The organism is Paenibacillus profundus, from assembly GCF_021369635.1.
In the GTDB taxonomy this organism is placed as follows: Bacteria; Bacillota; Bacilli; order Paenibacillales; family Paenibacillaceae; genus Paenibacillus_B; species Paenibacillus_B profundus.
The window spans coordinates 78875-104642 of the sequence record NZ_JAJNBZ010000005.1; the positions used below are offsets into that span (position 1 = coordinate 78875).

Below are 25768 nucleotides of genomic sequence, written 5' to 3' on the forward strand. Positions count from 1 at the left end.
GCTCTCAATCCTCCATTGCGTTAACCACCTGAATCCGTTATTCACTGCGCTCACCGCCGATCAGAGCCAAGTAACCGTCCTCCAAGGTGGGCACAGCAGAAGCGGCGTGTGGAACGGGAGGACTCGAGCTGACGATCCGGCACCGCACCCCGGTCGACGTCCGCCTGGCGCCAACGATCTGACTCGGCTCGAACTCCGTAAATTCGTTGTCGCTCAATTCAACTTCCCACACTTGCCCCTCCCCTATCTTCACAAGGCCTTGCGGGTGTCCCGCATACCGCACTTCTCCGCGGGACATGACGGCAAGCTGCGTGCAGCTAGTTTCGATGTCTCCCACAATATGCGTGGACAGAATGACCGTGCGCTCTCGGCTGAATCGGTTCAGCAAATTGCGGAACCGGACGCGTTCCTCTGGGTCCAGTCCTGCAGTAGGCTCGTCAACGATGAGCACCTGCGGACAGCCGATCAGCGCCTGCGCGATGCCGATGCGCTGCCTCATGCCGCCGGAATACGTTTTGACCGCTAGAGATGCCTTGTCTGCCAAGTTCACCTGCTCGAGCAGTTCATCAACGTGGCGTTTCCGTTCTTTGCCGCTGCCGATTCCTTTCATGATCGCGACATAATCAAGGAATTGCCGTCCCGTCATTTGCGGGTGAGCTTGAAAGGATTGCGGCAAATAGCCTATCATGCGCCGTATGGTGTCCGCTTCCCGCGCCAAATCACACCCGTTGATCGTAATCGTGCCGCTCGTTGGCTTGAGCAGAGTTGCCAGCATTCTGAGTAAAGTGGACTTCCCCGCTCCGTTCGGACCCAAGAGACCGAACATGCCATGGCCGATCTTCAAATGGACCGACTTCAGGGCTTGTTTGTTTTTCCCGTAGCTCTTGCTCACGTTATGCATGTGTATCACAACCGTCATCCTTCACTATAATTACTCAATACCGGTATCTGAGAAGTATAACGTCGGAGTCAGCCCAAAAGTCACCATCGGTTTCATTTTTTTAACGAAATAATGAATTCATGCATCCGGCACAGACTTAGGGACACACGATTGGCGTGGAGAGAGCACGATGCAAATTGTATGGAGTAATTTATGACAGAGAAGGTGTCATGTGGAACGTCTAAATATTAGATTAATTACAATAGACCTAGGAGATGGCCCTACATAATACCTCAAGATACTGGAGAGGCGGTACTCTCTCCGTTCGGCGTTTCCGATCACTCTCCCCTTCGGTCAGCAACAACGATTCCCGTATGTCTCAGGCACTAGGCGATGTTATCGAACGGTAATGATCCTCCATCGTCTGAGTAGCAAGATTACTAGAGACTTATACACCAAAGTTATCCTCTCCCTACGGAGGATGCCCCTACTGAACGAGAGGGAGAGTGGAGAGAAGTACTTGGCAGCGTATCGTTATTAGCTGGAAATGCGATCTTCTTTTCATACAACTCATCTCGTTCATGAATATCGGCACGTCTCCTTTTTTATGCAAAAACAACCTCCGGTTCCGCCGAAGCGGCAAGCCGAAGGTTGCTCTGTTTATGAGGGCATGAATTATACAGGATAAGCGAGACGGTCAGCATGCTTTGCTTCATACGAAGCAATCGCGTCGCCATGCTTCAGCGTTAGGCCAATATCATCCAATCCTTGCAGAAGGAATTGACGGCGGTGCTCATCCAGATCGAAAGAGTACGACAATCCGTAATCATCCGTTATCGACTTGTTCTCCAAGTCGACATGAAGCTGATAACCTTCATACTGAGCCGTACGTTGGAACAATTCTTCCACCTGCTCTTCAGAAAGCTTCACTGGCAACACACTGTTTTTGAAGCAGTTGTTGTAGAAAATATCCGCAAAGGATGGCGCGATGACACAGCGGAAGCCGTAATCCAATATTGCCCACGGGGCATGTTCGCGTGAGGAGCCGCAGCCGAAGTTGGCGCGCGAGATAAGCACGCTTGCGCCTTGATAACGCGGCTTATTCAAATCAAATGACGGTATAACATTGCCTTGCTGGTCGAAGCGCCACTCGTAGAACAGAAACTGTCCGAAGCCGCTGCGTTCGATTCGTTTCAAAAATTGCTTTGGAATAATCGCATCCGTGTCTACGTTCACCCGATCGACAGGTGCGACGAGACCCGTTAATGTCGTAAATGATTGCATGAGTCCGTCCTCCTCCTAGTTCAGCACTTCCGCTTTGAATTCCCAATTGCGCACATCAACGAAATGACCTTTTACGGCAGCGGCGACTGCCATTGCCGGCGATACGAGATGCGTGCGTCCGCCGCGGCCTTGGCGACCTTCGAAGTTCCGGTTCGACGTTGAAGCGCAGCGTTGACCTGGCTGGAGCACGTCAGGATTCATTGCCAAGCACATGCTGCAGCCCGCATCGCGCCATTCAAAGCCTGCATCCGTAAATATTTTGTCCAGACCTTCCGCTTCGGCTTGCAGCTTGACTCGGCCAGAGCCAGGAACGACAATCGCCGTTACGCTGTCACTCACCTTATACCCTTTGGCCACTTCAGCCGCAGCGCGCAAATCTTCAATCCGTCCGTTCGTGCAGGAACCGATAAAGACATAGTCGACTGCAATATCCGTTATGCGTGTGCCTGGTGTCAAATCCATATATTCTAAAGCTTTCTCTGCAGCTTTTCGTTCATTTTCCGTCGCAAAGTCAGCCGGGTTCGGCACCGACGCCGTAATATTCGTTCCCATACCTGGGCTCGTTCCCCAAGTGACTTGCGGAATTAAGCTATCCATATCGATGTCAACAACACAGTCGTAAGACGCTCCTTCATCTGTAGCCAACTGGTTCCATTGCTCGACCGCAGCATCGTACGCCGCGTCTTGCGGCACATATTGACGTCCGCGCAAGTAGTTGAACGTCGTCTCGTCAGGAGCGATCAGCCCTGCACGAGCGCCGGCTTCAATTGACATGTTACATACCGTCATGCGCTCTTCCATCGACAGCTCGCGAATCGCTTCACCGGTATATTCAATCACATAACCTGTTGCAAAGTCAGTACCATACTTGGCGATAAAAGCCAAAATCATATCTTTCGCGGTTACGCCTGGTTTGCGCTTGCCTACGAAGCGCACTTCCATAGTCTTGGACTTGGCTTGCTGCAGGCATTGGGTCGCAAGCACATGCTCCACTTCACTCGTACCGATTCCAAATGCAAGCGCGCCGAACGCGCCATGCGTAGATGTATGGCTGTCGCCGCATACGATCGTCTTGCCCGGATGTGTCAATCCAAGCTCCGGTCCCATGACGTGAACAACCCCTTGGTCGATACTGTTCAGGTCGAACAAAGTAACTCCGAATTCCGCACAGTTCTGCGACAACGTATCGATCTGCTGCTTTGAGATCGGATCCGAAATGTTGAACCGGTCTTTCGTCGGAACATTATGGTCCATTGTTGCATAAGTCAAATCCGGGCGGCGAACTTTGCGGCCGCTCATGCGCAAACCTTCAAACGCTTGCGGTGATGTTACTTCGTGCACCAAGTGCAAATCAATATACAAAATGCTCGGTTTGCCTTCTTCTTGTACGATGACATGCTGATCCCAAATCTTCTCGTACATCGTTTTCTTTGTAGACATTTGCCTCACCTCATCGGTTGTTTCCTCTATCTCTTTGCAAACAATATAGCATTTCCTTCTTCATTGTTCCAAGATATAATAACTATAATGATAATAGGTTGAACCTATAACCTTATTAAGGAGGCTCATACAATCCGATGGAATTCCGCCAGCTCCAATATGCCGTCCAAATCGCCCAAGAGCGAAATTTCTCCCGAGCAGCAGAGAAGCTGCATATCGCCCAGCCTTCTTTGAGCCAGCAGTTGTCCAAGCTAGAGAAGGAAATCGGCGTGCTGTTGTTCCAACGTACGACGAACTCTGTGGAGCTGACGCATGCCGGAGAAGTGTTTGTTGATCGTGCGCAAAAAATAATGGATGCCATGGAACAGTTGAAAAGTGAAATGTCCGACATCAGCCAGACTAAAAAAGGAAAGGTCGTCATTGGCACGATGCCGATTACCGGTTCACATATTCTCCCGCACGTTCTGCCGCAATTTCATTTGCGATACCCGGAAATCAATCTGATGCTCGTCGAAGATACCTCCACTTCGAATCTGGAACGAATGACGGCCCAAGGCAAGAACGACCTGTGCCTCTTGTCCCTTCCGCTTACGGATGCATCATTAACGTATGAACCCATCGTTGAGGAAGAGATCTTGCTTGCTGTACCGAGTCAGCATCCCTTAGCCCACCAGGCCACGCATGCGAGGCGGAAGCTGCAGGAAGTCGCGATGGAGGAGCTGCGGGAAGAGCCATTCATTCTATTGAAACGTGGTCAAGGCTTCCGGCAAATTACACTCGATCTGTGCAAAAAAGCGGGCTTTACTCCTAACGTCGTCTTCGAGAGCAGCAATATCGAAACAGTACAGTCACTGGTGGCAGCAGGCATGGGTGTTGCCTTGGTGCCCTCATTTATCGCCACGGCGCCGCGGAGCGAATTCGTGCCTGTCTATGTTCCGCTTGCAGGCCGCCCCGCAAGGACACTTGTCATCGCCTATCGGGAAGGACGGTATATGTCCAATGCCGCGGAAGCATTTATGCAGACATTGAAAGACACCGTGGCGGCACGCTTCGGCAGTCGCGCACGCGTGAGTGAATAGGGAGCGCACCCTATTCACTCCCCCTTTCAGGCAGTTCCACCGGCAGCTTGCCCTGTGGCAGCTTGTCGTGAAACAAAGCACTCGCGCCTGCCCTTACGTTACTGTCTGCAGCACCATATATCGCGAATCCGAGAGGCGCATTGGACAGTGTCACGATATCATATGGCGTACCCGCCGCGATGACAGCAGCAGGCTTCTTGTTGTCTAGAGCTAGCTTTAGTGCCGCTTTCAACTTACTTGTTGCTTTCGGTTGCAAATAAATATCTCGCGTGACAAATAGGACGGCATCACTCGATTGCACTGCTGGCGCCAGCTTGTCATCCGACAGGAGCAGACCGTGGCAAGCCAGCTTCCCCGTCCCTTTATACAGTGATGTTGCCGTATCTTCAATCGCACGACGGACTTGTCCAAGGCTGCGCTCGTCATGCCCGATCACGGTAATCACTTTCATATGTCGTTGGATGAAAGCTTGATTGCGGTACGTATCCAGCTTCGTCCCCCATGGAGTGAGCGCCTGTGAAGCAATGCGATCGGCAAGCTGATGGGATTGATCGGACGAGAGAAATTGTTCCGCTAGCTTAATTGCTTCCTCTGTTTCTATCGATTGCTTCCGCTGCTGACCTATGACACCATACTTCAGCTTGATGCGCAAAATCCGGCGCACACTCTCATCAATCCGCTCCGCTGATATTTTCCCTTCGTCCATAGCTTTGCGTATTCCTTCGACAGCTGCACTCGGCTGCGGCGGCATTAGCAGCACGTCCGCTCCCGCCTGCAGCGCCAGCACCGCCGCTTCAGCACTGCCGAAATGATCGGAGATCGCCTTCATATTGAGCGCATCCGTAACGATAGCCCCTTGAAAATTCATCTTGTCACGCAAAATGCCAGTCAAAATGCGCGGGGATAAAGTTGCGGGCAGCGTAATCTGACTTCCGTCTTTCTTCGAGCGGACGGCGGACGGCTCTAGCTGCGGCGCTTGAATGTGCGCGCTCATAACCATATCGGCTCCAGCTTCAATGGCAGCGCGAAACGGAACCCATTCCACTTGCTCGAAACGCTCTTCTGCAAAAGAAAGCTTAGGCAAGCCGACATGTGAGTCGGTTGCCGTATCCCCGTGGCCTGGGAAATGCTTGACGACCGCAGGCATTCCGCTCTGATGCATACCGGAAATAAACGACTGCACATACGCTGCCACTGCTGTCGGATCAGAGCCGAAGGAGCGGAGTCCGATGACCGGATTGTTCGCGTTGTTGTTCACATCCGCGACCGGAGCGAAATTGAGATTGAATTCCAGCTTCTCCAACGTCTCGCTAATCTGATTGGCCGTCTCAGCCGCCAAGGCGGTGTCACCAGATGCGGCAATCGCCATATTTCCATTTCCATCATTGGCAAAAGACAGGCGAGTAACTGAGCCGCCTTCTTCATCAACGCCAATCCACATCGGGATGCGCGCCGTATGCTGCAGCTCACGGTTCTGCGTTATCGTCTGCCGCACATCTGGCAGGTCCCTGCGGAATAAGACTACCCCTCCGGGCTGGAGCTCCTTTAGCCCAGCTATAGCGGATTCACCCGGTTTTTCTCCTTCTAGCGCATCCAAATCGACAATGAACAGTTGGCTGATGCGTTCATTCAATGACATCCGGGCTAGCCGTTCATTCACCTGTATCTCTATTTCTGACGGCTTGTTCTCGTAGTCTGACGATGTGGTTCCGTTAGATGCAGAGGAAGCCGCCTCATTATCGCTGCCCTTATGCAGCGATTCCGCCCCCCGCCAGTCCCTGAGCCATGCAGCTCCCAGCACGAACAGAACCAAGACAGCAAGCACACCCCATTTCTGCCGCCGCTTCCCATGCCTCCTGTGACGATCTGATCTAGACCTCATCATTAGCTCGGCAATACGGCAGTATTAGGTCCGACAGCGCCATATAGCGTTTCTCTGCGATCTTCAAACACCGGTATGCGTCCTCGAACCTCTTCTACTAAGGAGAGTTGGATGTGCGCTTGCACGAACGCTTCTTCCTCGCCGGCCCCGGCTAATGTTTCTCCCCAAGGATCTAGTATGACCGAGCTGCCGAAGAAGGAAGTCTCTTTGCCGTCCGCTCCCTTGCTGCTTCCCACCCGATTGCATGCCACCATATACATCTGGTTCTCAATCGAGCGCGCTGTCAGCAACGTCTGCCAGTGATGCAGTCGTGGATGAGGCCATTGTGCCGGAACGAATAATACCTCGACGCCTTGTAGAGCAAGCGTGCGCGTCAGCTCTGGAAAGCGGAGATCGTAGCAAATAATAACGCCGCAGCTTACCCCATCAAGCGTAAATTGCCCAAGCGCTTCTCCCGCAGTCAAGTAATGATGCTCATCCATCAAGCGGAAGAGATGGGTTTTGTCATACATCTTCACGATTTGACCTTGCCGATTCAGAACGTATACCCGATTGTATATCCGGTCCTGTTCGCGCACAGCTACCGAACCTCCGACGATATTGACTTGATATTGTGCGGCTAGGGCAGACAACATCTGTATCGTTTGTTCCCCTTGCTCGTCTGCCAATTCATGAATCCGTTCCAATGCGTATCCTGTATTCCACATTTCCGGAAGAACGATTACGTCTGGCTTATCCTCTTGCTCCATGACGGCCCGTATTTTGTTCAAGACTTGCATTCGGTTGCGGTCTGGTTCACCTATGGCGATATCCATTTGAATGGCACATATTTTCCATTGTTCAGGCTTCATCTCTTTCTCTCTCCTCTGTGATGCATTCTGTATGAATCGATACTTCATTCAAAAATATACCTTATATTTTGCTTAACACTTTCTTCCATCATACCTTTTCATGGAATGGAGTCAAGCTGGGCAAAGTAAGGAAGCAATCGAAATGACGGCTTCAGCTTAGAAAGGAGTATTTCTTATGCGTAATACACGAGACACATTGCGGTTATTTGTTCTCAGCCTCTTGATATTCTGTATGACAGTCCCCGGTATCGCATCCGTTGCTTCAGCTTGGGATCCGACCAGTGAAAAGGGTGACGCCGTTCCTCCACTTCAATTGTTTGATATGCAGCAAGAGCGGATCATTAAGACACTGCCGAACAGCGAAACGTATCAGACGGAAGCTAAAAAATGGCTTGGTTCCGTGAAAGGGTTAGCTCCGCAAATCACAATCGGGCACAAATGCGGTTATATTATCCGTGTCCCTTTGAAAGACCCGGCTCAAGTAAAGCTGCCGAAAGTCACTTTAGAGGTCAAGGACGTATTTTTAATCTATTGCCCAGATAAAGAACCGCTGCTCTTAATTTTCTCCACAGAGCGGAAGCCGTTTTTACTTCAATTCACCGCAGATGTAAAGCCGTTCATGCAGCAGTTGCTTACTCCGCAGTCTTCGGGCAACGTGAAAGAATCAAACGGTTGAAATGCGCATTCTGACCTGGTAAATGGATGCCTAAGCAATAAAAAAGTGTACACTTCAGGTAAAACATGCTACGTTATCGTTAATATTTTAAATAACTACCTTTAACACGATAATGAGTTCTGGAGTAGATGACTATGAATGAAGCAATACACCGTTCGCACCCCATCATCCCCGCCGAACGGATGAAGCAATTGCCGAAGCAATTTTTCGCCGATTTAGTGCAGCGTACGAATGCCCGGATTGCCGAAGGTCACGATGTAATTAACCTCGGACAAGGCAATCCGGATTTGCCGACTGCCCCGCATATCGTTGAAGCTCTCCAACAAGCGGCCGCTAACCCAGTATACCACCGTTATCCTCCGTTCAGTGGATTTCGCTTTCTCAAAGAAGCGGTTGCCTCACGCTATAAAGCCGACTACGATGTCGATTTAGACCCTGATACGGAAGTAGCCGTTTTGTTCGGAGGCAAGACCGGTCTGGTAGAGATAAGTCAAATCTTATTGAACCCTGGTGACGCGTGTCTCGTGCCTGATCCAGGTTATCCTGATTATTGGTCCGGTGTCGCACTCGCTGGGGCGGAAATGGTCATGATGCCGCTTCTGAAGCAACATAACTTCCTGCCCGATTACGAATCGATCGGCGAGGAACAGTTACGTCGTGCGAAGCTGATGTTTCTGAACTACCCGAACAATCCAACATCCGCCATCGCGAGCTCTTCTTTTTATGAAGGAACGGTGCGCTTTGCCCAACGTCACGGCATAGTCGTTGCGAGTGATTTCGCATATGGTGCGATTGGTTTCGACGGTCACCGGCCGATTAGCTTTCTGGAGACACCGGGAGCCAAAGAAGTTGGAATCGAGTTCTATACGATGTCGAAGACCTATAATATGGCGGGCTGGAGAGTAGCCTTTGCCGTCGGCAACCGTGAAATTATACGCCTAATCAATCTTATGCAGGATCATATGTACGTCAGCTTGTTCGGCGCGGTACAAGCTGCAGCGGCAGCTGCTCTAACCGGGCCGCAAGATTCGGTGCGCGAGCTATGCGCTATATATGAACGGAGGCGCAATACATTCTTCGAGGCGCTGCACCAGATCGGCTGGCAGGTGACTCCGCCTGCAGGTTCATTTTTCGCTTGGCTTCCCGTGCCGAAGCCATATACTTCCACGGCGTTTGCGGATCTGCTGCTGGAGAAAGCTAATGTAGTCGTCGCACCAGGCATTGGCTTCGGTGAACATGGAGAAGGTTATGTCCGTGTCGGGCTGCTAGCTCCTGAGACTCGTCTGCGTGAAGCGGCCGAACGCATCGGACAGCTTGCTCTATTTTGAACGATTCTGTAAGCTTGAAGCTTAATAATACTGTTCTGTCTGAATACTACTGTCTAATTATTCGCAAACCGGGAATAGAGCTTCTTTACATCACTTGGAATCACATGGTATTCTATTCATAACATTTATCGCTTTGCGGCGATACCAGGAGTAAGAATATATTAACGTGATGACAGGACCAGTATGTAATGTTAGTCGCGCCCAGAGAGCGGATTGCCGTAGGCTGTGAGCACCGCCGTGTAGCCGTTACAGAACCTATCCTTGAGCGGTCAGTATAAGCGCATTGTCGCAAAGCTGAACGGACGCCTCCGTTACGGGCATTCAAGTGGGATGATTAGCTTGCTGAATAATTTGACTCGGCGTCTGCTTCTATACATGATGCGATGCGGACAAAGCTTCGGCAGTTGATCTCAATGAAGGTGGTACCGCGGAAGAACGACTTTCGTCCTTTATAGGACGAGAGTCTTTTTTGTTACACTCCCTCTTCCACAGCAGCGCGTTCGGGCGGTAGAACGGAAAATAATCCTCCTGCCATGGCGCTCCAAAATATAGGCCAATGTAAATATTCAGGCGGAAAGTGATGGTTATGGTACAAAATCAGCGCATTGTAGTCAAAATTGGAAGCAGTTCACTTACCTCGGATCAAGGCGGTTTAAAACGAGAGCACATTTCATTCTATGTCCGGGAACTTTTTTCTCTTATCGAGCGAGGGGCGCAAGTCGTACTTGTCACGTCTGGTGCGGTTGCGGCAGGATTTCGGCATATCGGCTACCCCAGCAGGCCGAAGCTTCTGCACGAAGGGCAAGCGGCAGCTGCCGTCGGACAGGCGCTTTTAATGCAAGCTTATCAGGAGCAATTTCAGCAGTTTGGTATCCCCGTTGCGCAAATCTTATTGACTCGTACCGACTTCGCGAGCCGGAAACGCGGACATAATGCTCACATGACGATGGAAGAGCTGTTGAAGCAACAGGTTGTTCCGATTATTAACGAAAACGATACCGTTGCGGTCGAAGAATTGAAGTTCGGTGATAACGACAGCTTGTCTGCACTCGTGGCCAATCTGGTGCATGCGGACCGTCTCGTCATCGTGACGGATACCGACGGCTTGTATACTGCTGACCCGCGGCGCGATCCGAGCGCAACACGATTTGAGCGCGTTGAACAAATCAATGATGAAATATACGCTTTCGCAGGCGGGGCGGGATCATCCGTCGGAACTGGCGGAATGCGTTCAAAGCTAGATGCGGCCCGCATCGCAATGCGTGGCGGAGTGCCTGCATTCGTCGGCAAGGTCAGCGAAGCGGGCGACCTGCTTCAAGCCGTACAAGGACACGGTAAAGGCACGTATTTCGATACGCATCTGCATGCGCTCCCAATGAAGAAGCAATGGCTTGGGTTCCATTCCACTCCCGATGGCCGCATCTTCGTCGACGCCGGTGCGGCGCATGCCTTGATTGACAACGGCTCCAGCCTGCTTCCTGCCGGCATCCGTGAGGTCGAAGGCGAGTTCCATCAGGGTGATGTGGTCGAAGTAATCGGACCAGATGATCGACTCATCGGAAGAGGAATCGTCAATTATGATGCATCGCAGCTGCGGACTGCTGCAGGCTGGTCAAGCGAAGAAGTATTGAAACGAATTGAGGTGCCTCGCATCGAGGTCATACACCGAGATGAATGGGTAACTTTACGATCATAAAGGAGGAATACGGGATGAGTGAAGTACGTCAAAAGGCAGCACTGGCCAAAGCAGCGGCTGCTGTGGTGAATCGGCTGACCAGTGACGCGAAGAACGAAGCGCTGCTTCGCATGGCTGATGCGTTGGTCGAACAGGATGCTTCCATTATCGAGGCCAATGCACGCGACTTAGCACGCGGACAGGAACAGGGCATTCCCCCTTCCCTGCTGGATCGGCTTGCATTGAACGAGCAGCGAATTCAGGATATGGCCGAAGGACTGAGACAAATCGTTAGTCTCCCGGATCCGGTCGGCGATGTGCTTGAGACGTTTGACCGCCCGAACGGCTTGCACATTGAGAAGACTCGCGTCCCGCTAGGCGTAATCGGCATCATCTACGAAGCTCGTCCGAACGTCACCGTGGATGCGGCGGGTCTGTGCTTAAAGACCGGAAATGCGGTCGTGTTGCGCGGAGGTTCTTCCGCGCTTGAATCGAACAAACGAATTGTTGAAGTGCTGCATGATGCGCTTGCCAATACAACTCTCCCTGCAGATGCGCTGCAGCTCATAGAGGATCCGAATCGCTCCTCTGTAGATGAGATGCTGAAGCTGAACAGACTGCTTGATGTTATCATTCCTCGCGGCGGGGCATCACTCATTCAAAATGTCGTGCAAAATGCGACCGTACCGGTCATCGAGACGGGTGCCGGTATCTGCCACACGTACATGGATGAAGATGCCGATCCGGAAATGGCAGAAGCGATCGCTTTGAATGCGAAGGTACAACGTCCTTCGGTATGCAACGCGATGGAGACACTGCTTGTGCATCAGCAGTTCGCAGAACGTCATTTAACCGGGCTGCTCGAAGGTTTTCAGGTTCACAACGTTGAATTGCGCGGCTGCGAACGCACACTGCCTTATGCTCCGTGGGCCAAAGCTGCAGCGGAACAAGATTACGCGACTGAATATAACGATTATGTTCTGAACGTGCGCATCGTCGATTCATTGGATGAGGCGCTCCAGCATATTGCACGCTACGGCACGATGCACTCCGAATGCATCGTAACCGACAATAAAGAACGTGCCACTCGCTTCTTGCAAGAGGTGGATGCAGCGGCTGTGTATCACAATGCATCAACGCGGTTCACGGACGGATTCGAATTCGGCTTTGGAGCGGAAATCGGCATCAGCACCCAGAAGCTGCATGCTCGGGGCCCGATGGGATTGCCTGCCCTTACCTCTGAGAAATATCGAATTTATGGCAAAGGTCAAATTAGAGAGTAAGAATGGAATATTAGATGCGTGTACTTCGCGATTAAGAGGGGCTTTTTGAACCATAGAAGATAAAGCATGAAGCAAAAGAAGGAAGAGAGATGAACAGCATGGACCTAAAACAGACACAAGTGAATGACACCTTCCGCTCGCTTCACTTCTGTATCTTCGGAGCCGGCTCCATGGCGGAAGCCATCGTGCGCGGCATGACAGAACAACAATTGACCGCACCAGACCGCATCGCGGTCATCAATCGCAGCAATGCAGAACGTTTGCACGAGTTGCAGGACCGATATGGAGTTACGATCGAGCTAACGGCAGAAGCCAAGCAGAAACGGCTTGCTGCTGCAGATATTATCGTACTCGCCATAAAGCCAAAAGATGCGGCTGCCGCCCTGCACGATCTTAAGCCGCTGCTGCGCGCGGACACGCTCCTCGTGTCCGTCGTTGCCGGCTTGAGCATCGGGACGATGCAGCACATTATCGGATCAGCGCCGATAGTGCGCACGATGCCGAACACGTCCAGCAACATTGGCCTCGGAGCTACCGCGCTCTGCTGCTCGCAAGAAGTGACTGCTGGGCAAAAAATTGCCGCCATGACGATGCTGAATGCAATGGGTATTGTAACTGAGGTGGAAGAACCGTATTTGAACATCGTCACCGGCTTGTCCGGCAGCGGCCCCGCTTACGTCTATTACTTAATGGAAGCTATGATACAGGCGGGAATGGAAGGCGGTCTATCACAGGAGCAATCTCACGATTTAACCGTTCAAACCGTACTCGGCGCTGCAGAAATGGTCAGACGGACTGGAGAAGAGCCTGCCACGCTTCGCCGTAAAGTTACCTCTCCCGGCGGCACGACACAAGCGGCATTGGAGGTGTTGGAACAATATCAATTTGCGAACGCGATGAAGACTGCCATTCATCGGGCGGAAGCAAGAGCGCAGGAGATGGGAGAACAAATTGGGAGGAACATGGAATGAATGATCACTGTGTTGCCACGTACCGTCTGTACGACGACCGTGCCGATTTTCACAAAAAAGCCGAAGGTATCGCTGTCGGCTTGACCGTCGGAAGCTGGACCGATCTTCCCGAGGCGAAGAAAGCTGACATGCAGAAGCATCTGGGGCGGGTCGTGTCCGTGCAAGATCATCCTTCGGACATTCCCGGAGAGCGCTGTGCGGATATATCTATCGCCTATCCGGACATTAACTTCAGCCATGATATTCCGGCCTTGCTCGTTACGATCTTCGGCAAGCTGTCCATGGACGGACGGATTAAACTCATCGATGTGACATGGTCCGACGATTTCAAGCAGGCCTTTCCCGGGCCGAAGTTCGGAATGGAGGGCGTCCGCAAGCTCGTCGATGTCCACGACCGCCCGCTCTTGATGAGCATCTTCAAATCCGTCATCGGACACGACTTGAATACGCTGCGGGAACAGTTCTATAAGCAAGCGCTTGGTGGCGTCAATCTCATCAAGGACGACGAGATTTTGTTCGAGAATCCGCTGACACCAATCGATAAAAGGGTTCAAGTCTGCATGGAGGCAGCGCAAGAAGCGGAGCAGCACACCGGCAAGAAGCTGCTCTACGCCGTCAACCTGACCGGACCGACATTCAGCCTGCGCGATCAGGCGCTCCGGGCCATTGAAGCTGGAGCCAATGCCCTGCTCTTCAACGTGTTGAGCTATGGGTATGACGTGCTCCATGCATTAAGCCAAGATCGCGACATTACGGTTCCGATCGCGGCTCATCCCGCCTTGGCCGGCGCGTACTGCTCTTCACCGCATCACGGAATTTCCGCTGCGCTCGCGCTCGGCAAATTCATGCGGCTCGCCGGTGCTGATCTTGTGCTCTTCCCTTCTCCCTATGGCTCGGTTACGATGCCGAAGGAAGAGACGCAAGCGATCCGCGAGGCACTTACGACTGCAGAAATCGGCGTGGCATCGAGTTTCCCTGTGCCATCCGCTGGCATTCATCCGGGCATCGTTCCGCTCATTATCCGCGATTTCGGCACCGATGTCGTCGTCAATGCAGGCGGTGGCGTGCATGGACATCCGCTCGGGACTGCGGCCGGCGGCCGCGCTTTTGTTCAAGCCATCGAAGCCGTCATGCAGGGTTCATCACTGGACAGCTATGCCGCGGATCATGAAGAGCTCAGAGCCGCAATTCAAGCATGGGGGGTAAAGCAATGACTGCGTCCAAGAAGCGTGTCGTCTTCTGTGACTTTGACGGCACGATTACGGTAAATGATAATATCATCGCAATTATACGTCATTTTAATCCAGCAGGTTGGGAACCAATCGCTCAGGACGTCATTGCGGAGCGGAAGACTATACGTCAAGGTGTCGGGGAATTGTTTTCCTTACTCCCTTCATCCATGCGTGATGAAGTGATTCGTTTTGCTACTTCCCAAGCGATTATTCGGCCAGGGTTCGAGCAGTTCGTACAATTTTGCCATGAAGAGAGTATCGATCTGTACGTAACAAGCGGTGGCATCGATTTCTTTGTCTATCCGCTGCTGGAGCCATTCGGCATTCCATCTAATCGTATTTATTGCAATGGCAGCGACTTCAGCGGTGAAACGGTCCGCATCACATGGCCGCATGACTGCCAGGAGCCTTGCAATAATGATTGCGGCATGTGCAAGCCGACGATCGTGAGAAAGTTCCCTCCCGAACAATACGAGCGGATTGTCATCGGCGATAGCGTCACCGACTTCGCCGCTGCCAAGCAGGTCGAATTCGTCTATGCCCGCTCGCACCTGATCGAGAAATGTGAGCAATTACATATTTCATATGCTCCGTTCGATACGTTTTATGACATTATCGAACATATGAAACATAACGAATAGCACAAAGAAGATCGAAAGTGTCAGCGAACGAATTTATAATTCAGTGAATGGAGGCAGCAAAATGATATCTATCGGGAATCTCACATTAGAAGAGAAGCAGCGCGCCCTTGCCGAGCTTCGTTCCATCAAGGAACAATTTGCTGCACGTGACTGGTTCCCGGGAACAAGCGGCAATTTGTCCGTACGTGCCAGTGACATCGAAGAGGGCCGCTTTCAATTTGCTATTACGGCAAGCGGTAAAGATAAATCGATTCATACCCCCGAGGATTTTTTGTTTGTCAATGAGCATGGGAAGCCCACAGAGTGCACACAGCTCAGACCGAGCGCAGAGACACTCATTCATTGTGAAATTTATCGAATGACGGGCTGTGGCGCCATTTTCCACGTGCACACGGTATGGAATAACGTCATATCGGAGCTATTCTGGGATCAGGAAGCTGTTCCTGTGGAAGGTGTCGAGCTCATTAAAGCATTCAATATATGGGAGGAAGACGCCCGCATTGCAATTCCGATCGTGCCTAACTATGCGGACATCCCTCGCATCGTACCGTGCATCACGGAGAAGCTTGACCCCCGTATACCGGGAATTCTGCTGCGCAAGCACGGAATTTATGCATGGGGCGCCAATTCGTTTGAGGCAAAACGCCATCTGGAAGCGTTCGAGTTCCTGTTCGAATACGTATACCGTATGCAGGCGCTGCGTTAGCGCTCATTCCATTTTTTTTCGGCATAATATGCCCGTCCATTTGGACGGGTTTTTTGATGTCATGCCAACCGTTGTCTACTATGTCCGTATCCAATGTCTAACCTGTCGTTGTGTATGCTTTCCAAGTCCTTATGTTCATTCTCCCGTCCGTTCAGAAACAGAGCCAGCAAAGAGTTCATCCCGCAGTTTGATAAGGCAGAGCTTATGCATACTTCATACTTCATACTTCATACTTCCTCTTATGCTCGTTAAGTGCTGCATTAGTGACAGCATCAATCGGTTGTTCAGAATCGTTTCTTAGTCTTCTCCTCCAGAATACGTCTCCAAAAACCTCATGACGGACCATCAAAATTCAGTTGTATGCTCGCTTGTGTGGCGTCAAGTGTGACAGGTTACGTGTCCGCTTTTTTCTGAACGTGTACAGGTTACGTGTACAGGTTACGTGTACACGTTTTCTGATTGTGGGGGAGAGTGAACAAAGAGATATTAATATGGTACGCCTAACGCGTTATCAACATCAGCATAACCGTGCCAGATGCAGCACACATGCTCCGCGTCACTCATCCCGAATATGTCTGCGAGGTGGTGTTGAAGCTCCATTGCAAAATCGGTTCAGCACAAGGTTGAGCAGCAGCACATCCGTTCAGTTGTATAAAAAAAACCGCGCTGCATCTCACATGCAGTGCGGTTCATTATCTTCCGCCGGAGCGGAACTTCTGCGTATACGCCTTAGCGTCTTCAATGGAGTGGACGCGGTTGCGATTCCATTCCAGTAAAATACGGTCGATGTAGCGGAAATGTACTTTCCCCGCAAAGACCGCTTCCTTCAATGCCAACAGTATCAATTCTTCCGGATAACGATCCTGATCAATCCATCCAGCTATCGTCTCGCATTCCATTGGTGACAACGGACGGCCAAATTCTTTTTCAAAAATATTGAACAGATTAGGCGGTTCGGCTTCGGAGAATGAAGTTACAGTACGCAGCTTCTGGCGTTCGGCGCGAAACTCTTCCGCCATGACGACGGCAAGCTTCTCCCATAGGCCGGTTAAATTATACCGTTCGTATTGCACATCCGTCTCTGGATCTATTTCCTCATCAATATTTAAGAAGCCGTCTTTCATTAGTTTCTGCAGCGACTTAATGACCGCATCTGGGGAAGATCCCATTCGCTCCTGAAGCTCATCAATAGTAGGAAAGTCTTTCATTTCCTGCTGCTTGAAGCCGATGAGATGAATGAACAGCATCACATCTGTATCACTCAACTTTAACTGCCGACAATAGCGCAGCAAATGATATGGCACGCTTACGCTGCCGGATTGCAATCCGAGCGCCATTCCTTTGGCGAAGGTTCGAAAAGCGTCCCCACTCATACGTTAATCCCCTCTCCGCTTTATACTTATCCTATTGTCGCACAAAACGAAATTTTTAGTAAGTCACATTTGGTAACGTTTTCAATCTTTTTATGTGCCGCTAATAATAATCCCGTACCGCTGTAAGCGATACGGGATAGCAAGCTTGCTTCACATGCATTATGGATATAAACGATACAGCATGCGCGGGAATGGAATCGTCTCACGCACATGATCCAGACCGCAAATCCACGCTACGGTACGTTCAAGTCCGAGCCCGAAGCCGGAATGTGGAACAGAGCCGTATTTGCGTAAATCCAAGTACCATTGATACGCTTCTGAAGAGAGCTCATGGTCGCGGAATCGTTCTTCCAGAAGCTTAGGATCATCGATCCGCTGCGAACCTCCGATGATTTCACCATAGCCTTCCGGCGCAATCATATCAGCACAAAGCACGACGTCCGCACGATTCGGATCTGGCTTCATATAGAAAGCTTTAATGTTCGTCGGATAGTGCGTAATGAAGACCGGTGTCTCATATTTCTCCGCAATTGCCGTCTCATGCGGCGCACCAAAGTCTTCTCCCCATGGAATATCAAAGCCTTGCTCTTGCAAAAACTTGATCGCTTCATCATAGGTAATGCGCGGGAATGGCGCAACCACTTTTTCAAGCTTGGAAGTATCGCGTCCCAATGTTTCCAGCTCCGCACGACAGTTCTTCAAGACGGATTGCACGATATGGGATACGAACTGTTCCTGCACCCGCAGGTTCTCGTCATGATCTACGAACGCCATTTCTGGCTCTATCATCCAGAACTCAATTAAATGACGACGAGTTTTGGATTTCTCGGCACGGAATGTCGGTCCGAAGGAATACACTTTGCCGAGAGCCATCGCTGCTGCTTCCATATACAGCTGTCCGCTCTGCGTCAAAAAGGCGTCTTCTTCAAAATATTTCGTATGGAACAACTCGGTTGTTCCTTCGCAGGAAGAAGGCGTCAAAATTGGCGGATCTACTAATGTAAAGCCGCGCTCATCGAAGAACTGCTGAACCGCACGGATAATTTCTCCGCGGACCGTCAAAATGGCATGTTGCTTTGGCGCACGCAGCCACAAATGACGGTGATCCATCAAGAAATCGACGCCATGCTCTTTCGGCGTAATCGGATAATCTTCAGTTAATTGGATGATATCTACGTTCGTCACTGTCATTTCATAACCGGATTTCGAACGTGGTTCCTCACGCACAACCCCAGTTACATATAATGAACTTTCCTGAGTTAAGCTCTTTGCAGCTTCCCATACTTCTTCAGGCACTTCGCTCTTTACTACAACACCTTGAATGAAGCCGGTGCCGTCACGCAGCTGCAAAAATTGAATCTTGCCGCTGGAACGTTTGTTGTGGAGCCAGCAGCCCATGCGGACTTCTTCGCCTACATGGCGGCTCACTTCGCGAATGACACAAGTTGTCGCCATCGGTTCGCTCTCTCCCTTATACGTTTTTTGCTTCTTTCACGAGGCGATACGTATCGCGTGCAATCACTAGCTCTTCATTCGTCGGAATGACAAGCACTTCCACTTTCGAATTCGGCGTAGAGATGCGGCGCGGTTCTTTAGAGCGAATCTTGTTCAGTTCCCGATCGATTTCAACGCCAAGGAATGTCAACTGCTCGCACACATGTTGGCGAATCACGATAGAGTTCTCCCCTACACCGGCTGTGAACACGATTGCATCTACTCCGTCCATCGCAGCCGCATAAGCACCGATATACTTCCGAACACGATAAGTGTACATTTCAAAAGCCAATGTTGCATTTGGTTCGCCTGCTTCCATACCGTCCGTAATTTCGCGCATATCGCTGGATATGCCAGAAATCGCCAACAAGCCGCTGTGCTTGTTCAGCATGGAGTTCACTTCGTTCACAGTCAAATCTTCCTTCATCATCGTGAATGGCACAACAGCAGGATCCAAATCACCGCTGCGTGTTCCCATCATCAAGCCTTCGAGTGGTGTCATCCCCATCGAAGTGTCAACGGATTGTCCACCTTGCACGGCCGTCAAGCTTGCACCGTTACCGATATGACATGTGATGATTTTCAAATCTTCGATCGGGCGTCCGAGCGTTTCTGCCGTACGTTTGCTTACATAATCGTGAGATGTGCCATGGAAGCCGTAACGACGGATTTTGTGCTTCTTGTAGAGCACCTTCGGAATGGCATACATGTAAGCTTTCGCAGGCATCGTCTGATGGAAAGCCGTATCGAATACGACCGCTTGCGGTACGTTACCCATGTTCGCTTCGACCGCCTTGATCCCCATCATGTGAGCCGGATTGTGAAGCGGCGCCAACTCGAACAAACGGCGAATTTCCGCTTTTACATTCGAGTCTACAAGCACGGAGTTATTGAATGATTCACCGCCGTGAACGACCCGATGGCCAACGGCTTCAATTTCGCTTGTAGATTTCACGACACCGACTTCTGGATCCGTCAACTTGTCCAATACTTTGCGAATCGCGATTGTATGGTCCAAAATTTCGCTGACTTCGGTAATCTCATCCGTATGGTGAGGCTCATGTACGAGAATGGAAGAATCCATTCCAATTCTTTCCACCCGGCCTGCTGCTAATACTGACTCATCCGTCATGTCATACAACTGATATTTAAGCGAGGAGCTTCCCGCATTAATGACTAGTACTTTCATAATCTATCCCCATCCTTGTCATAGTTGAAAAATCCGACGCCCGTCTTCACGCCGAGGTGACCGGCGCGGACCATTTTTTTCAACAATACGGACGGACGATATTTAATGTCGCCGAATTCACGGAACATGCGCTCCATCGCTGCCAGTACGGAATCGAGACCAAAGCGGTCAGCCATCTCTAATGGACCATATTGGAAATTGTATCCGATTCGCATCGCATTGTCGATATCTTCTGCAGATGCGACTCCTTCTTGCAGCACATGTAACGCTTCGTTAATTAAGTTACAAATAATCCGTGTCGTGACGAAGCCCGGCGATTCATACACCATAACGCCTTTCTTCTGCACAACTTCTTCAACAAACCGCTTCGTCTCATCAAATGTAGCATCTGATGTTTTTAACCCGCGGATAATTTCGACAAGATCCACTTTCGAAACTGGATGAATGAAATGCATACCGATAACTCGCTCCGGATATTTCGTAGAGCTCGCCAATTCGGTCAAAGACAATGTCGATGTGTTGCTTGCCAGAATGATATTGCTAGGGCAGACGCGATCCAGCTCCGCAAATACGCTTTTCTTCGCTTCGATATCTTCGGAGATGGTTTCTATAACCATATCGCATGCACTAAGTTCAGCCAGATGCGTCACCTTATGTATGCGCGAAAGAATTAATTTTTTTTCCGCTTGAGTGATAGCCCATTTCTCCAGCTGTTTGTCCAAGCTCGTTTCAATCATTTCGTATGCATGGTCCAGCTTTTCCGGCGTTTGCTCCACTAGCAGCACGTCCAGGCCTTTCACAGCAAGCATTTCTGCAATGCCTTGGCCCATTGTACCGCCGCCAATGACGCCGATTTTTTTGAAAAACATGGTCTCTTCCACCTTTCATGTTGCTATGCTCTGCATAGTGTACCCGAGATATAGCTCGCGTTATCAGTGCATAGGTACCTAATATTATCTTAACATGATTGTTGAAAATAAAAAGAAATAACCAGCGCATTTTCACGCTGGTAATTGTTTCTTGTCACATAATAGACACCGGAATTTCTCACCGCTTACGTACTCTTCTTCAATCAAATGCTTCAGACAGCGCTCGAATGCTTCCTGGTGCTCTTTCAACAGCTCATGCGTGCGATTCGTCAAATCTAACATAATCGCCTGTGTCTCTTTTGTCAAGACATCGGGAGACAGATGCTTCAGGCGTACAATTCCCAAGCTGGTCAAGCCTGCATTAATCATCGTCTCGACAATATTAAGCGCTTGATCGAAGTCTCCCTGGGAGCCTGTACTGCGGTTCCCATAGAACATTTCTTCAGCAGCAGCTCCACCCAGCGCGATCATAATCTGTTCTTCTAAGAACGGCTTCGTATACAAATAACGTTCTTCCTGCGGCTGGTGTCGGACGTAGCCAAGCGCTTGACCTCTCGGACTTAATGAAACTTGAGATACGCTTCCCGGACGGACTAGCTCCGCCATAATTGCATGACCCAATTCATGAATTGCGACCCGGCGCCGTTCTTCCTGATTCGTCTCGCGGTCGCTCTTCTCTCCCATCAGCACCTTATCAATCGCCTGCGATAAATGTGCTGTCGAAATCAAGTCAGCCTGTTCACGCATCGCATAAATCGCGCCTTCATTCAGTACACTTTCAAGCTGTGCACCGGAAAATCCGAACGTCTCTTCCGCAATCCGGTCCAGATTGACATCATCGGCCAGCGGCTTGTTATCCGCATGCAAATCCAAAATGTGACGACGGCCTTTCTTGTCCGGCATATCCACTTGAATATGACGGTCGAACCGACCCGGACGCAGCAGGGCGCTGTCTAGCATCTCTTTACGGTTTGTCGCTGCCATCACGAGAATTCTTGGCGTCTGATCCGCATATAAACCGTCCATTTCCGTCAACAATTGGTTCAATGTCTGATCGTATTCCCGCTGTTGCCCGCCTTCACGTTTACCGCCGATAACGTCAATCTCATCGATAAAAATAACTGCGTTCTCTTTTTTCTCCTTCACGGCACGCTGTCTCGCGTCCTTAAACAGCTCTCGCACCCGGCCAGCACCGACCCCAACGAACATCTCTACGAACTCACTGCCGGATACTCCAATGAACACCGCGTCTGCGTAATGGGCCGACGCCTTGGCCATCAACGTCTTCCCTGTCCCCGGAGGACCAGTTAGTAGAATGCCCTTTAGAGGACGTATTCCGAATTTACTGATCGCGTCAGGGCGAACCAGGAAGTCCAAAGCTTCTACCAGCTCATTTTTGGCACGTTCTTGACCCCCGATGTTATCGAAGCTCATTGCAGTGACTTTAAGACTTCGTGAATCTTTGCGGCCAGAGGTTGCTGCCATACCCGCACCACGACGCTGCGCTACGAACGCCAATACACCTATTGCGGCGGCAGCCAGTACGATCGGCCACACATTCACTCCAAGGAAAATAATGAACAACAGGAGTGGAATGGATACGCCGATGACCCACTCAGGCCATCGCATCGATTGTCGATTTCTCATACGGCCACACCCCCATCCGTGTACCTTCTAACGGCAGCAGCAACGTCTTGCTGCCTTGTCCATCCTTCACCGTAATATATACATACTGGTTGTCCATTTCCGTCTGAACTTCTATCCCCGGCTGCTGCAGCTGCTGCAGACGTGATGGAATTTGACTATATTTTTGATGTACCATCGCTTCAGCGACATCAAACAATGCCTGGGACCACCATTTATCGATTTTCGGCGTGCTATGGTCATTCATATATTCAATAACTACCTTTTTCCCTTTTGCTTGCTTTTCCAAGTCGCCATTCAGCTGCTGAACCAATTCACGGACATCGACACCCGGCTTCGTCTGAATTTGAACCTTCATCGCGTCGGTCTGCCAGTCAACATGATATTGTGTAATCTCAGCATGCTTTTGCACGATCTGTTCCACTGGCTGCTTCACAAAATTAGTCTGATACAACGCCCATCCACCGAACAGTACGGCGCCCGTCACAATCATAATCAGGATGGTAGGCGCGATACGAACTTTTTTCGTCATGCTGAAATACCTCCTCACACTCTAATCTATCTACATGAAAACGGCGCTTGTTGAATACATGAAATATATCATTCAGTACATGTTAGAGTATATCATAGTATATACACTGAAGTTGAATGTAAAGTGTACCATAGCTGCCAATCCCCTTGGCAACAAAAAAACACCGCATTCTCGCTGCAACGCTTCAATCGCGTCACTTGCAAGAATACGGTGTAATGAGCACTTGACAGGTGGTCCATCGTTATTTATTAGGCAGCCCGTAGATTTCTCCGATCGGTGAACCGTCGGCGAACAGATAAAATTGATAATAATAGCGGTTGGCGCCCTGTTCGTCCGCTCGCTCCAGCATCGCCTGCCATACATATTGCCCGTCTTTATATCCGGGAATAAGCCGTACGATGTGAACCTTGTTATATTGCTCTTTTATTTTTGCTTTCATCGCATCTTTTTTTATTCCTTCAAAGGCGTACATAGATACGACTTTCTTCGGAAACACCCACACCAGTCGTTCTTGGTCTTGTTCATCTTTACCTTCAACAACATAGACAATGTCGTCCCATACGCTCTTCTCGACACCGGATATTTCTGTGAGCTTTACACTATCATTCGCTCGGCGAATGATATCAGCTTCTTTCACTCGCTCATCAGCATTTATATATTGCACATACATATATACGGCAGCAATGAGAAGAATCAGAATAAGAACCGCCAGCGGGATATACCATTTCCATTTGGAACGCCGACGTGTGCGGCTTCTTACCATGAATAAATCCCCCCGCTTATCGCTGCAGCAGCTGCTCGAAGCATTGCTGCGTCTCATGACGGATACGTTCTTCATCTAACGTCAGGCATTCGCCATTCTTCACGACCTGTTCTCCATCAATCCACACATGCTTCACATCTTTAGCCGAAGCGGAGTAAATCATGTGAGATACGAGATCCGTATGTGGAATGAAGTGAGCTTGATCGATATCTACCGCAACCATATCTGCCTTCATACCGACCTCAAGCAATCCTACATCAGGAAGCGAAATCGTCTTCGCCCCGTATACGGTACCCATGCGCAGCGCTTCTGCAGCCGGAATCGCGGTTGGATCTCCCGATACTCCTTTGTGTATGAGCGCAGCAAGCCGCATTTCTTCGAACATGTCTAAGTTATTGTTGCTGGCCGGACCATCCGTTCCGAGAGAGACGACAACGCCTGCGCGCAACAATTCAGGAACCCGAGCTACACCGCTCGCCAACTTGAGGTTGCTGCCTGGATTATGAGACACGGCTACATGGTAGTGAGCCAGAGTCGCAATTTCTTCATCTGTCAAATGTACCCCGTGTGCAATGAACGACGGTCGCGAAAAGAAGCCTAATTTCTCTAAATGAGCAACCGGACGGAGCCCATAATCCTTCACGTTCTGTTCCACTTCCGCCTTCGTCTCCGACATATGTGTATGAAGAGGTAAATCCATATCATGTGCCGCTTGCACGAACTTCTCAATGAATGCCGGCGGACACGTATATGGCGCATGTGGCGCCAGCACGGTTGTAATCCGTCCATTCGCCTTGCCGTTCCAGTCTTTTGCGAATTGAACCGCTTCTTTAAGCTTCGCATCCTGGACGTCTTCAGGACACAGCCCGATTGCGCCGCGCATCAGACAGCCCCGAATGCCAGACTGTTCGCAGACTTTAGCGACTTCATCCATATGATCATACATGTCGACGAACGTTGTGGTTCCGCCCTTAAGCATCTCAACGACGGAGAGTGCGGTTCCCCAATACACATCCTGTGACGTAAATTTCGCTTCCATTGGCCACATTTTCTCCTGCAGCCACGATTGCAGCACCATGTCGTCACCATACCCGCGCAGGAGCGACATCGCAGCATGACCATGCGTATTGATTAAACCAGGCAGGAAGAACAGACCTTTGCCGTTTATTCTCTCTGCATCACTCGTATCGAACTGCGCGGGAAGTGAATCTCCCAAGTGGACAATTCGATCATTTTCAATAACCATCGTTCCCTTGATTGAGGTTTGCCCGGATTGAGCATTAAGTACCGCAAAGGCGCCATTTTCAATAATGATTCGCTTTGTCATTGGACTGGAACTTCCTTTCCCTGATCCGTTAAATAATAAGCCAGGCTAAACAAATCCGTTGTGAAATCGGCAGTATGCACGCGCACATGAGACGGAACCTTCAAAATAACAGGCGCAAAGTTCAAAATGGCTTCTACACCGGCCTCGACGAATTGCTCCGCTACATATTGCGCTTCCGCGGCCGGAACCGTAATAATTCCGATACGGATGTGCTGATTTCGAACCGTTGTGATCATTTCGCTCATAGGTTGAACTTTCAGATTATTAATATCCGTGCCAATCTTGGACTCCATGGCGTCGAACACAGCTACGATTTTCATGTTGTCTTTCAAATAGACCGTGTAATTGCACAACGCATGCCCCAGTTTACCGGCACCGACCAAGCCAACGTTAATAATTTGGTCCAGCTTCAATATATGACGGATTTGCTGTATTAAATAAGATACGTCATAACCAATGCCTTTGCGTCCAAAATCTCCAAAATAAGCCAAGTCCTTGCGGATTTGCGCTGGATTTAAATCCAGCTTCTGGCCCAAATCCTGAGAAGAAACTGTCAATACTTCACGCTGCTTCAGTTCTATCAAATGACGCAAATAGACCGGCAGACGTCGAACAACAGCTTCAGATATTTTCAATGTTTTCATATCTT

General features: G+C 50.2%; 23 protein-coding genes. 9 read left to right on the forward strand and 14 right to left on the reverse strand.

Going from position 1 to position 25768, the window contains the following annotated elements:
• Positions 1 to 37 precede the first annotated feature (37 nt).
• From LQV63_RS09090 to leuC, 3 genes are all read right to left on the reverse strand, one after another.
• Positions 38 to 919, reverse strand: coding sequence for an ABC transporter ATP-binding protein (locus tag LQV63_RS09090; RefSeq protein ID WP_407672904.1), 882 nt, complete (start codon positions 917 to 919; stop codon positions 38 to 40).
• Positions 920 to 1555: 636 nt separating this feature from the next.
• Positions 1556 to 2164 carry a 3-isopropylmalate dehydratase small subunit gene (gene leuD, locus LQV63_RS09095; RefSeq protein WP_233696460.1) on the reverse strand — a complete coding sequence of 203 codons (609 nt, stop codon included), beginning with the start codon at positions 2162 to 2164 and terminating at the stop codon, positions 1556 to 1558.
• Positions 2165 to 2179: 15 nt separating this feature from the next.
• Positions 2180 to 3604, reverse strand: a complete 1425-nt coding sequence (gene leuC, locus LQV63_RS09100) for a 3-isopropylmalate dehydratase large subunit (RefSeq protein ID WP_019421913.1) — start codon at positions 3602 to 3604, stop codon at positions 2180 to 2182.
• Positions 3605 to 3741: 137 nt separating this feature from the next.
• On the opposite strand from leuC, the gene LQV63_RS09105 reads away from it, so the two are divergent.
• On the forward strand, positions 3742 to 4683 hold the full coding sequence (locus LQV63_RS09105) for a LysR family transcriptional regulator (protein WP_233696461.1): 942 nt from the start codon (positions 3742 to 3744) through the stop codon (positions 4681 to 4683).
• 10 nt (positions 4684 to 4693) lie between these two features.
• Here the strand turns inward: LQV63_RS09105 and LQV63_RS09110 are convergent, their stop codons facing one another.
• Positions 4694 to 6508 carry a glycoside hydrolase family 3 protein gene (locus LQV63_RS09110; RefSeq protein WP_233696462.1) on the reverse strand — a complete coding sequence of 605 codons (1815 nt, stop codon included), beginning with the start codon at positions 6506 to 6508 and terminating at the stop codon, positions 4694 to 4696.
• A 59-nt stretch (positions 6509 to 6567) separates the two neighbouring features.
• The gene (locus tag LQV63_RS09115) at positions 6568 to 7416 is read right to left on the reverse strand and encodes a carbon-nitrogen family hydrolase (RefSeq protein WP_233696463.1); all 849 of its coding nucleotides are present in this window, start codon (positions 7414 to 7416) and stop codon (positions 6568 to 6570) included.
• A 175-nt stretch (positions 7417 to 7591) separates the two neighbouring features.
• On the opposite strand from LQV63_RS09115, the gene LQV63_RS09120 reads away from it, so the two are divergent.
• The 8 genes from LQV63_RS09120 to mtnB all read left to right on the forward strand — a co-directional run bounded on the left by LQV63_RS09120 (position 7592) and on the right by mtnB (position 15928).
• Positions 7592 to 8092, forward strand: coding sequence for a type IV secretion system protein VirB6 (locus LQV63_RS09120; protein WP_233696464.1), 501 nt, complete (start codon positions 7592 to 7594; stop codon positions 8090 to 8092).
• Between the two features lie 134 nt (positions 8093 to 8226).
• Positions 8227 to 9420, forward strand: coding sequence for a pyridoxal phosphate-dependent aminotransferase (locus LQV63_RS09125; protein ID WP_233696465.1), 1194 nt, complete (start codon positions 8227 to 8229; stop codon positions 9418 to 9420).
• Between the two features lie 580 nt (positions 9421 to 10000).
• Complete coding sequence (proB, locus tag LQV63_RS09130; RefSeq protein ID WP_233696466.1) at positions 10001 to 11116, forward strand: glutamate 5-kinase; 1116 nt, start codon at positions 10001 to 10003, stop codon at positions 11114 to 11116.
• A 14-nt stretch (positions 11117 to 11130) separates the two neighbouring features.
• Positions 11131 to 12378, forward strand: a complete 1248-nt coding sequence (locus tag LQV63_RS09135; protein WP_233696467.1) for a glutamate-5-semialdehyde dehydrogenase — start codon at positions 11131 to 11133, stop codon at positions 12376 to 12378.
• Positions 12379 to 12467: 89 nt separating this feature from the next.
• Complete coding sequence (gene proC, locus LQV63_RS09140) at positions 12468 to 13349, forward strand: pyrroline-5-carboxylate reductase (protein WP_407672905.1); 882 nt, start codon at positions 12468 to 12470, stop codon at positions 13347 to 13349.
• Positions 13346 to 14563: a 2,3-diketo-5-methylthiopentyl-1-phosphate enolase gene (locus LQV63_RS09145; RefSeq protein WP_233696468.1), complete on the forward strand. Its 1218-nt coding sequence runs from the start codon at positions 13346 to 13348 to the stop codon at positions 14561 to 14563. The genes proC and LQV63_RS09145 overlap by 4 nt, the downstream gene beginning before the upstream one ends.
• The gene (locus LQV63_RS09150) at positions 14560 to 15222 is read left to right on the forward strand and encodes a 2-hydroxy-3-keto-5-methylthiopentenyl-1-phosphate phosphatase (protein ID WP_019421903.1); all 663 of its coding nucleotides are present in this window, start codon (positions 14560 to 14562) and stop codon (positions 15220 to 15222) included. Before LQV63_RS09145 ends, LQV63_RS09150 begins: the two co-directional genes overlap by 4 nt.
• Positions 15223 to 15283: 61 nt before the next feature.
• Positions 15284 to 15928, forward strand: coding sequence for a methylthioribulose 1-phosphate dehydratase (mtnB, locus tag LQV63_RS09155; protein WP_019421902.1), 645 nt, complete (start codon positions 15284 to 15286; stop codon positions 15926 to 15928).
• 692 nt (positions 15929 to 16620) lie between these two features.
• Here mtnB and LQV63_RS09160 read toward each other — a convergent pair.
• The 9 genes from LQV63_RS09160 to LQV63_RS09200 form a co-directional block, all read right to left on the reverse strand.
• On the reverse strand, positions 16621 to 17301 hold the full coding sequence (locus tag LQV63_RS09160; protein ID WP_019421901.1) for a DnaD domain-containing protein: 681 nt from the start codon (positions 17299 to 17301) through the stop codon (positions 16621 to 16623).
• Positions 17302 to 17460: 159 nt separating this feature from the next.
• On the reverse strand, positions 17461 to 18756 hold the full coding sequence (gene asnS, locus LQV63_RS09165) for an asparagine--tRNA ligase (protein ID WP_233696469.1): 1296 nt from the start codon (positions 18754 to 18756) through the stop codon (positions 17461 to 17463).
• A 16-nt stretch (positions 18757 to 18772) separates the two neighbouring features.
• The gene (locus LQV63_RS09170; RefSeq protein WP_019421899.1) at positions 18773 to 19984 is read right to left on the reverse strand and encodes an acetate kinase; all 1212 of its coding nucleotides are present in this window, start codon (positions 19982 to 19984) and stop codon (positions 18773 to 18775) included.
• Positions 19981 to 20853, reverse strand: a complete 873-nt coding sequence (locus tag LQV63_RS09175; protein WP_019421898.1) for a 3-hydroxyacyl-CoA dehydrogenase family protein — start codon at positions 20851 to 20853, stop codon at positions 19981 to 19983. The genes LQV63_RS09170 and LQV63_RS09175 overlap by 4 nt, the downstream gene beginning before the upstream one ends.
• A 132-nt stretch (positions 20854 to 20985) precedes the next feature.
• The gene (locus tag LQV63_RS09180; protein ID WP_233696470.1) at positions 20986 to 22500 is read right to left on the reverse strand and encodes an AAA family ATPase; all 1515 of its coding nucleotides are present in this window, start codon (positions 22498 to 22500) and stop codon (positions 20986 to 20988) included.
• Complete coding sequence (locus LQV63_RS09185) at positions 22469 to 23029, reverse strand: histidine kinase (protein WP_019421896.1); 561 nt, start codon at positions 23027 to 23029, stop codon at positions 22469 to 22471. The genes LQV63_RS09180 and LQV63_RS09185 overlap by 32 nt, the downstream gene beginning before the upstream one ends.
• Positions 23030 to 23270: 241 nt before the next feature.
• Positions 23271 to 23792: a cell wall elongation regulator TseB-like domain-containing protein gene (locus LQV63_RS09190; protein WP_233696471.1), complete on the reverse strand. Its 522-nt coding sequence runs from the start codon at positions 23790 to 23792 to the stop codon at positions 23271 to 23273.
• Between the two features lie 16 nt (positions 23793 to 23808).
• A complete protein-coding gene (locus tag LQV63_RS09195; RefSeq protein ID WP_233696472.1) occupies positions 23809 to 25119 on the reverse strand; it encodes an amidohydrolase in 1311 nt (436 codons plus the stop codon).
• Entirely contained in the window at positions 25116 to 25763 is a 648-nt protein-coding gene (locus tag LQV63_RS09200; protein WP_019421893.1) for a redox-sensing transcriptional repressor Rex, read from the reverse strand. The genes LQV63_RS09195 and LQV63_RS09200 overlap by 4 nt, the downstream gene beginning before the upstream one ends.
• Positions 25764 to 25768: the final 5 nt, after the last annotated feature.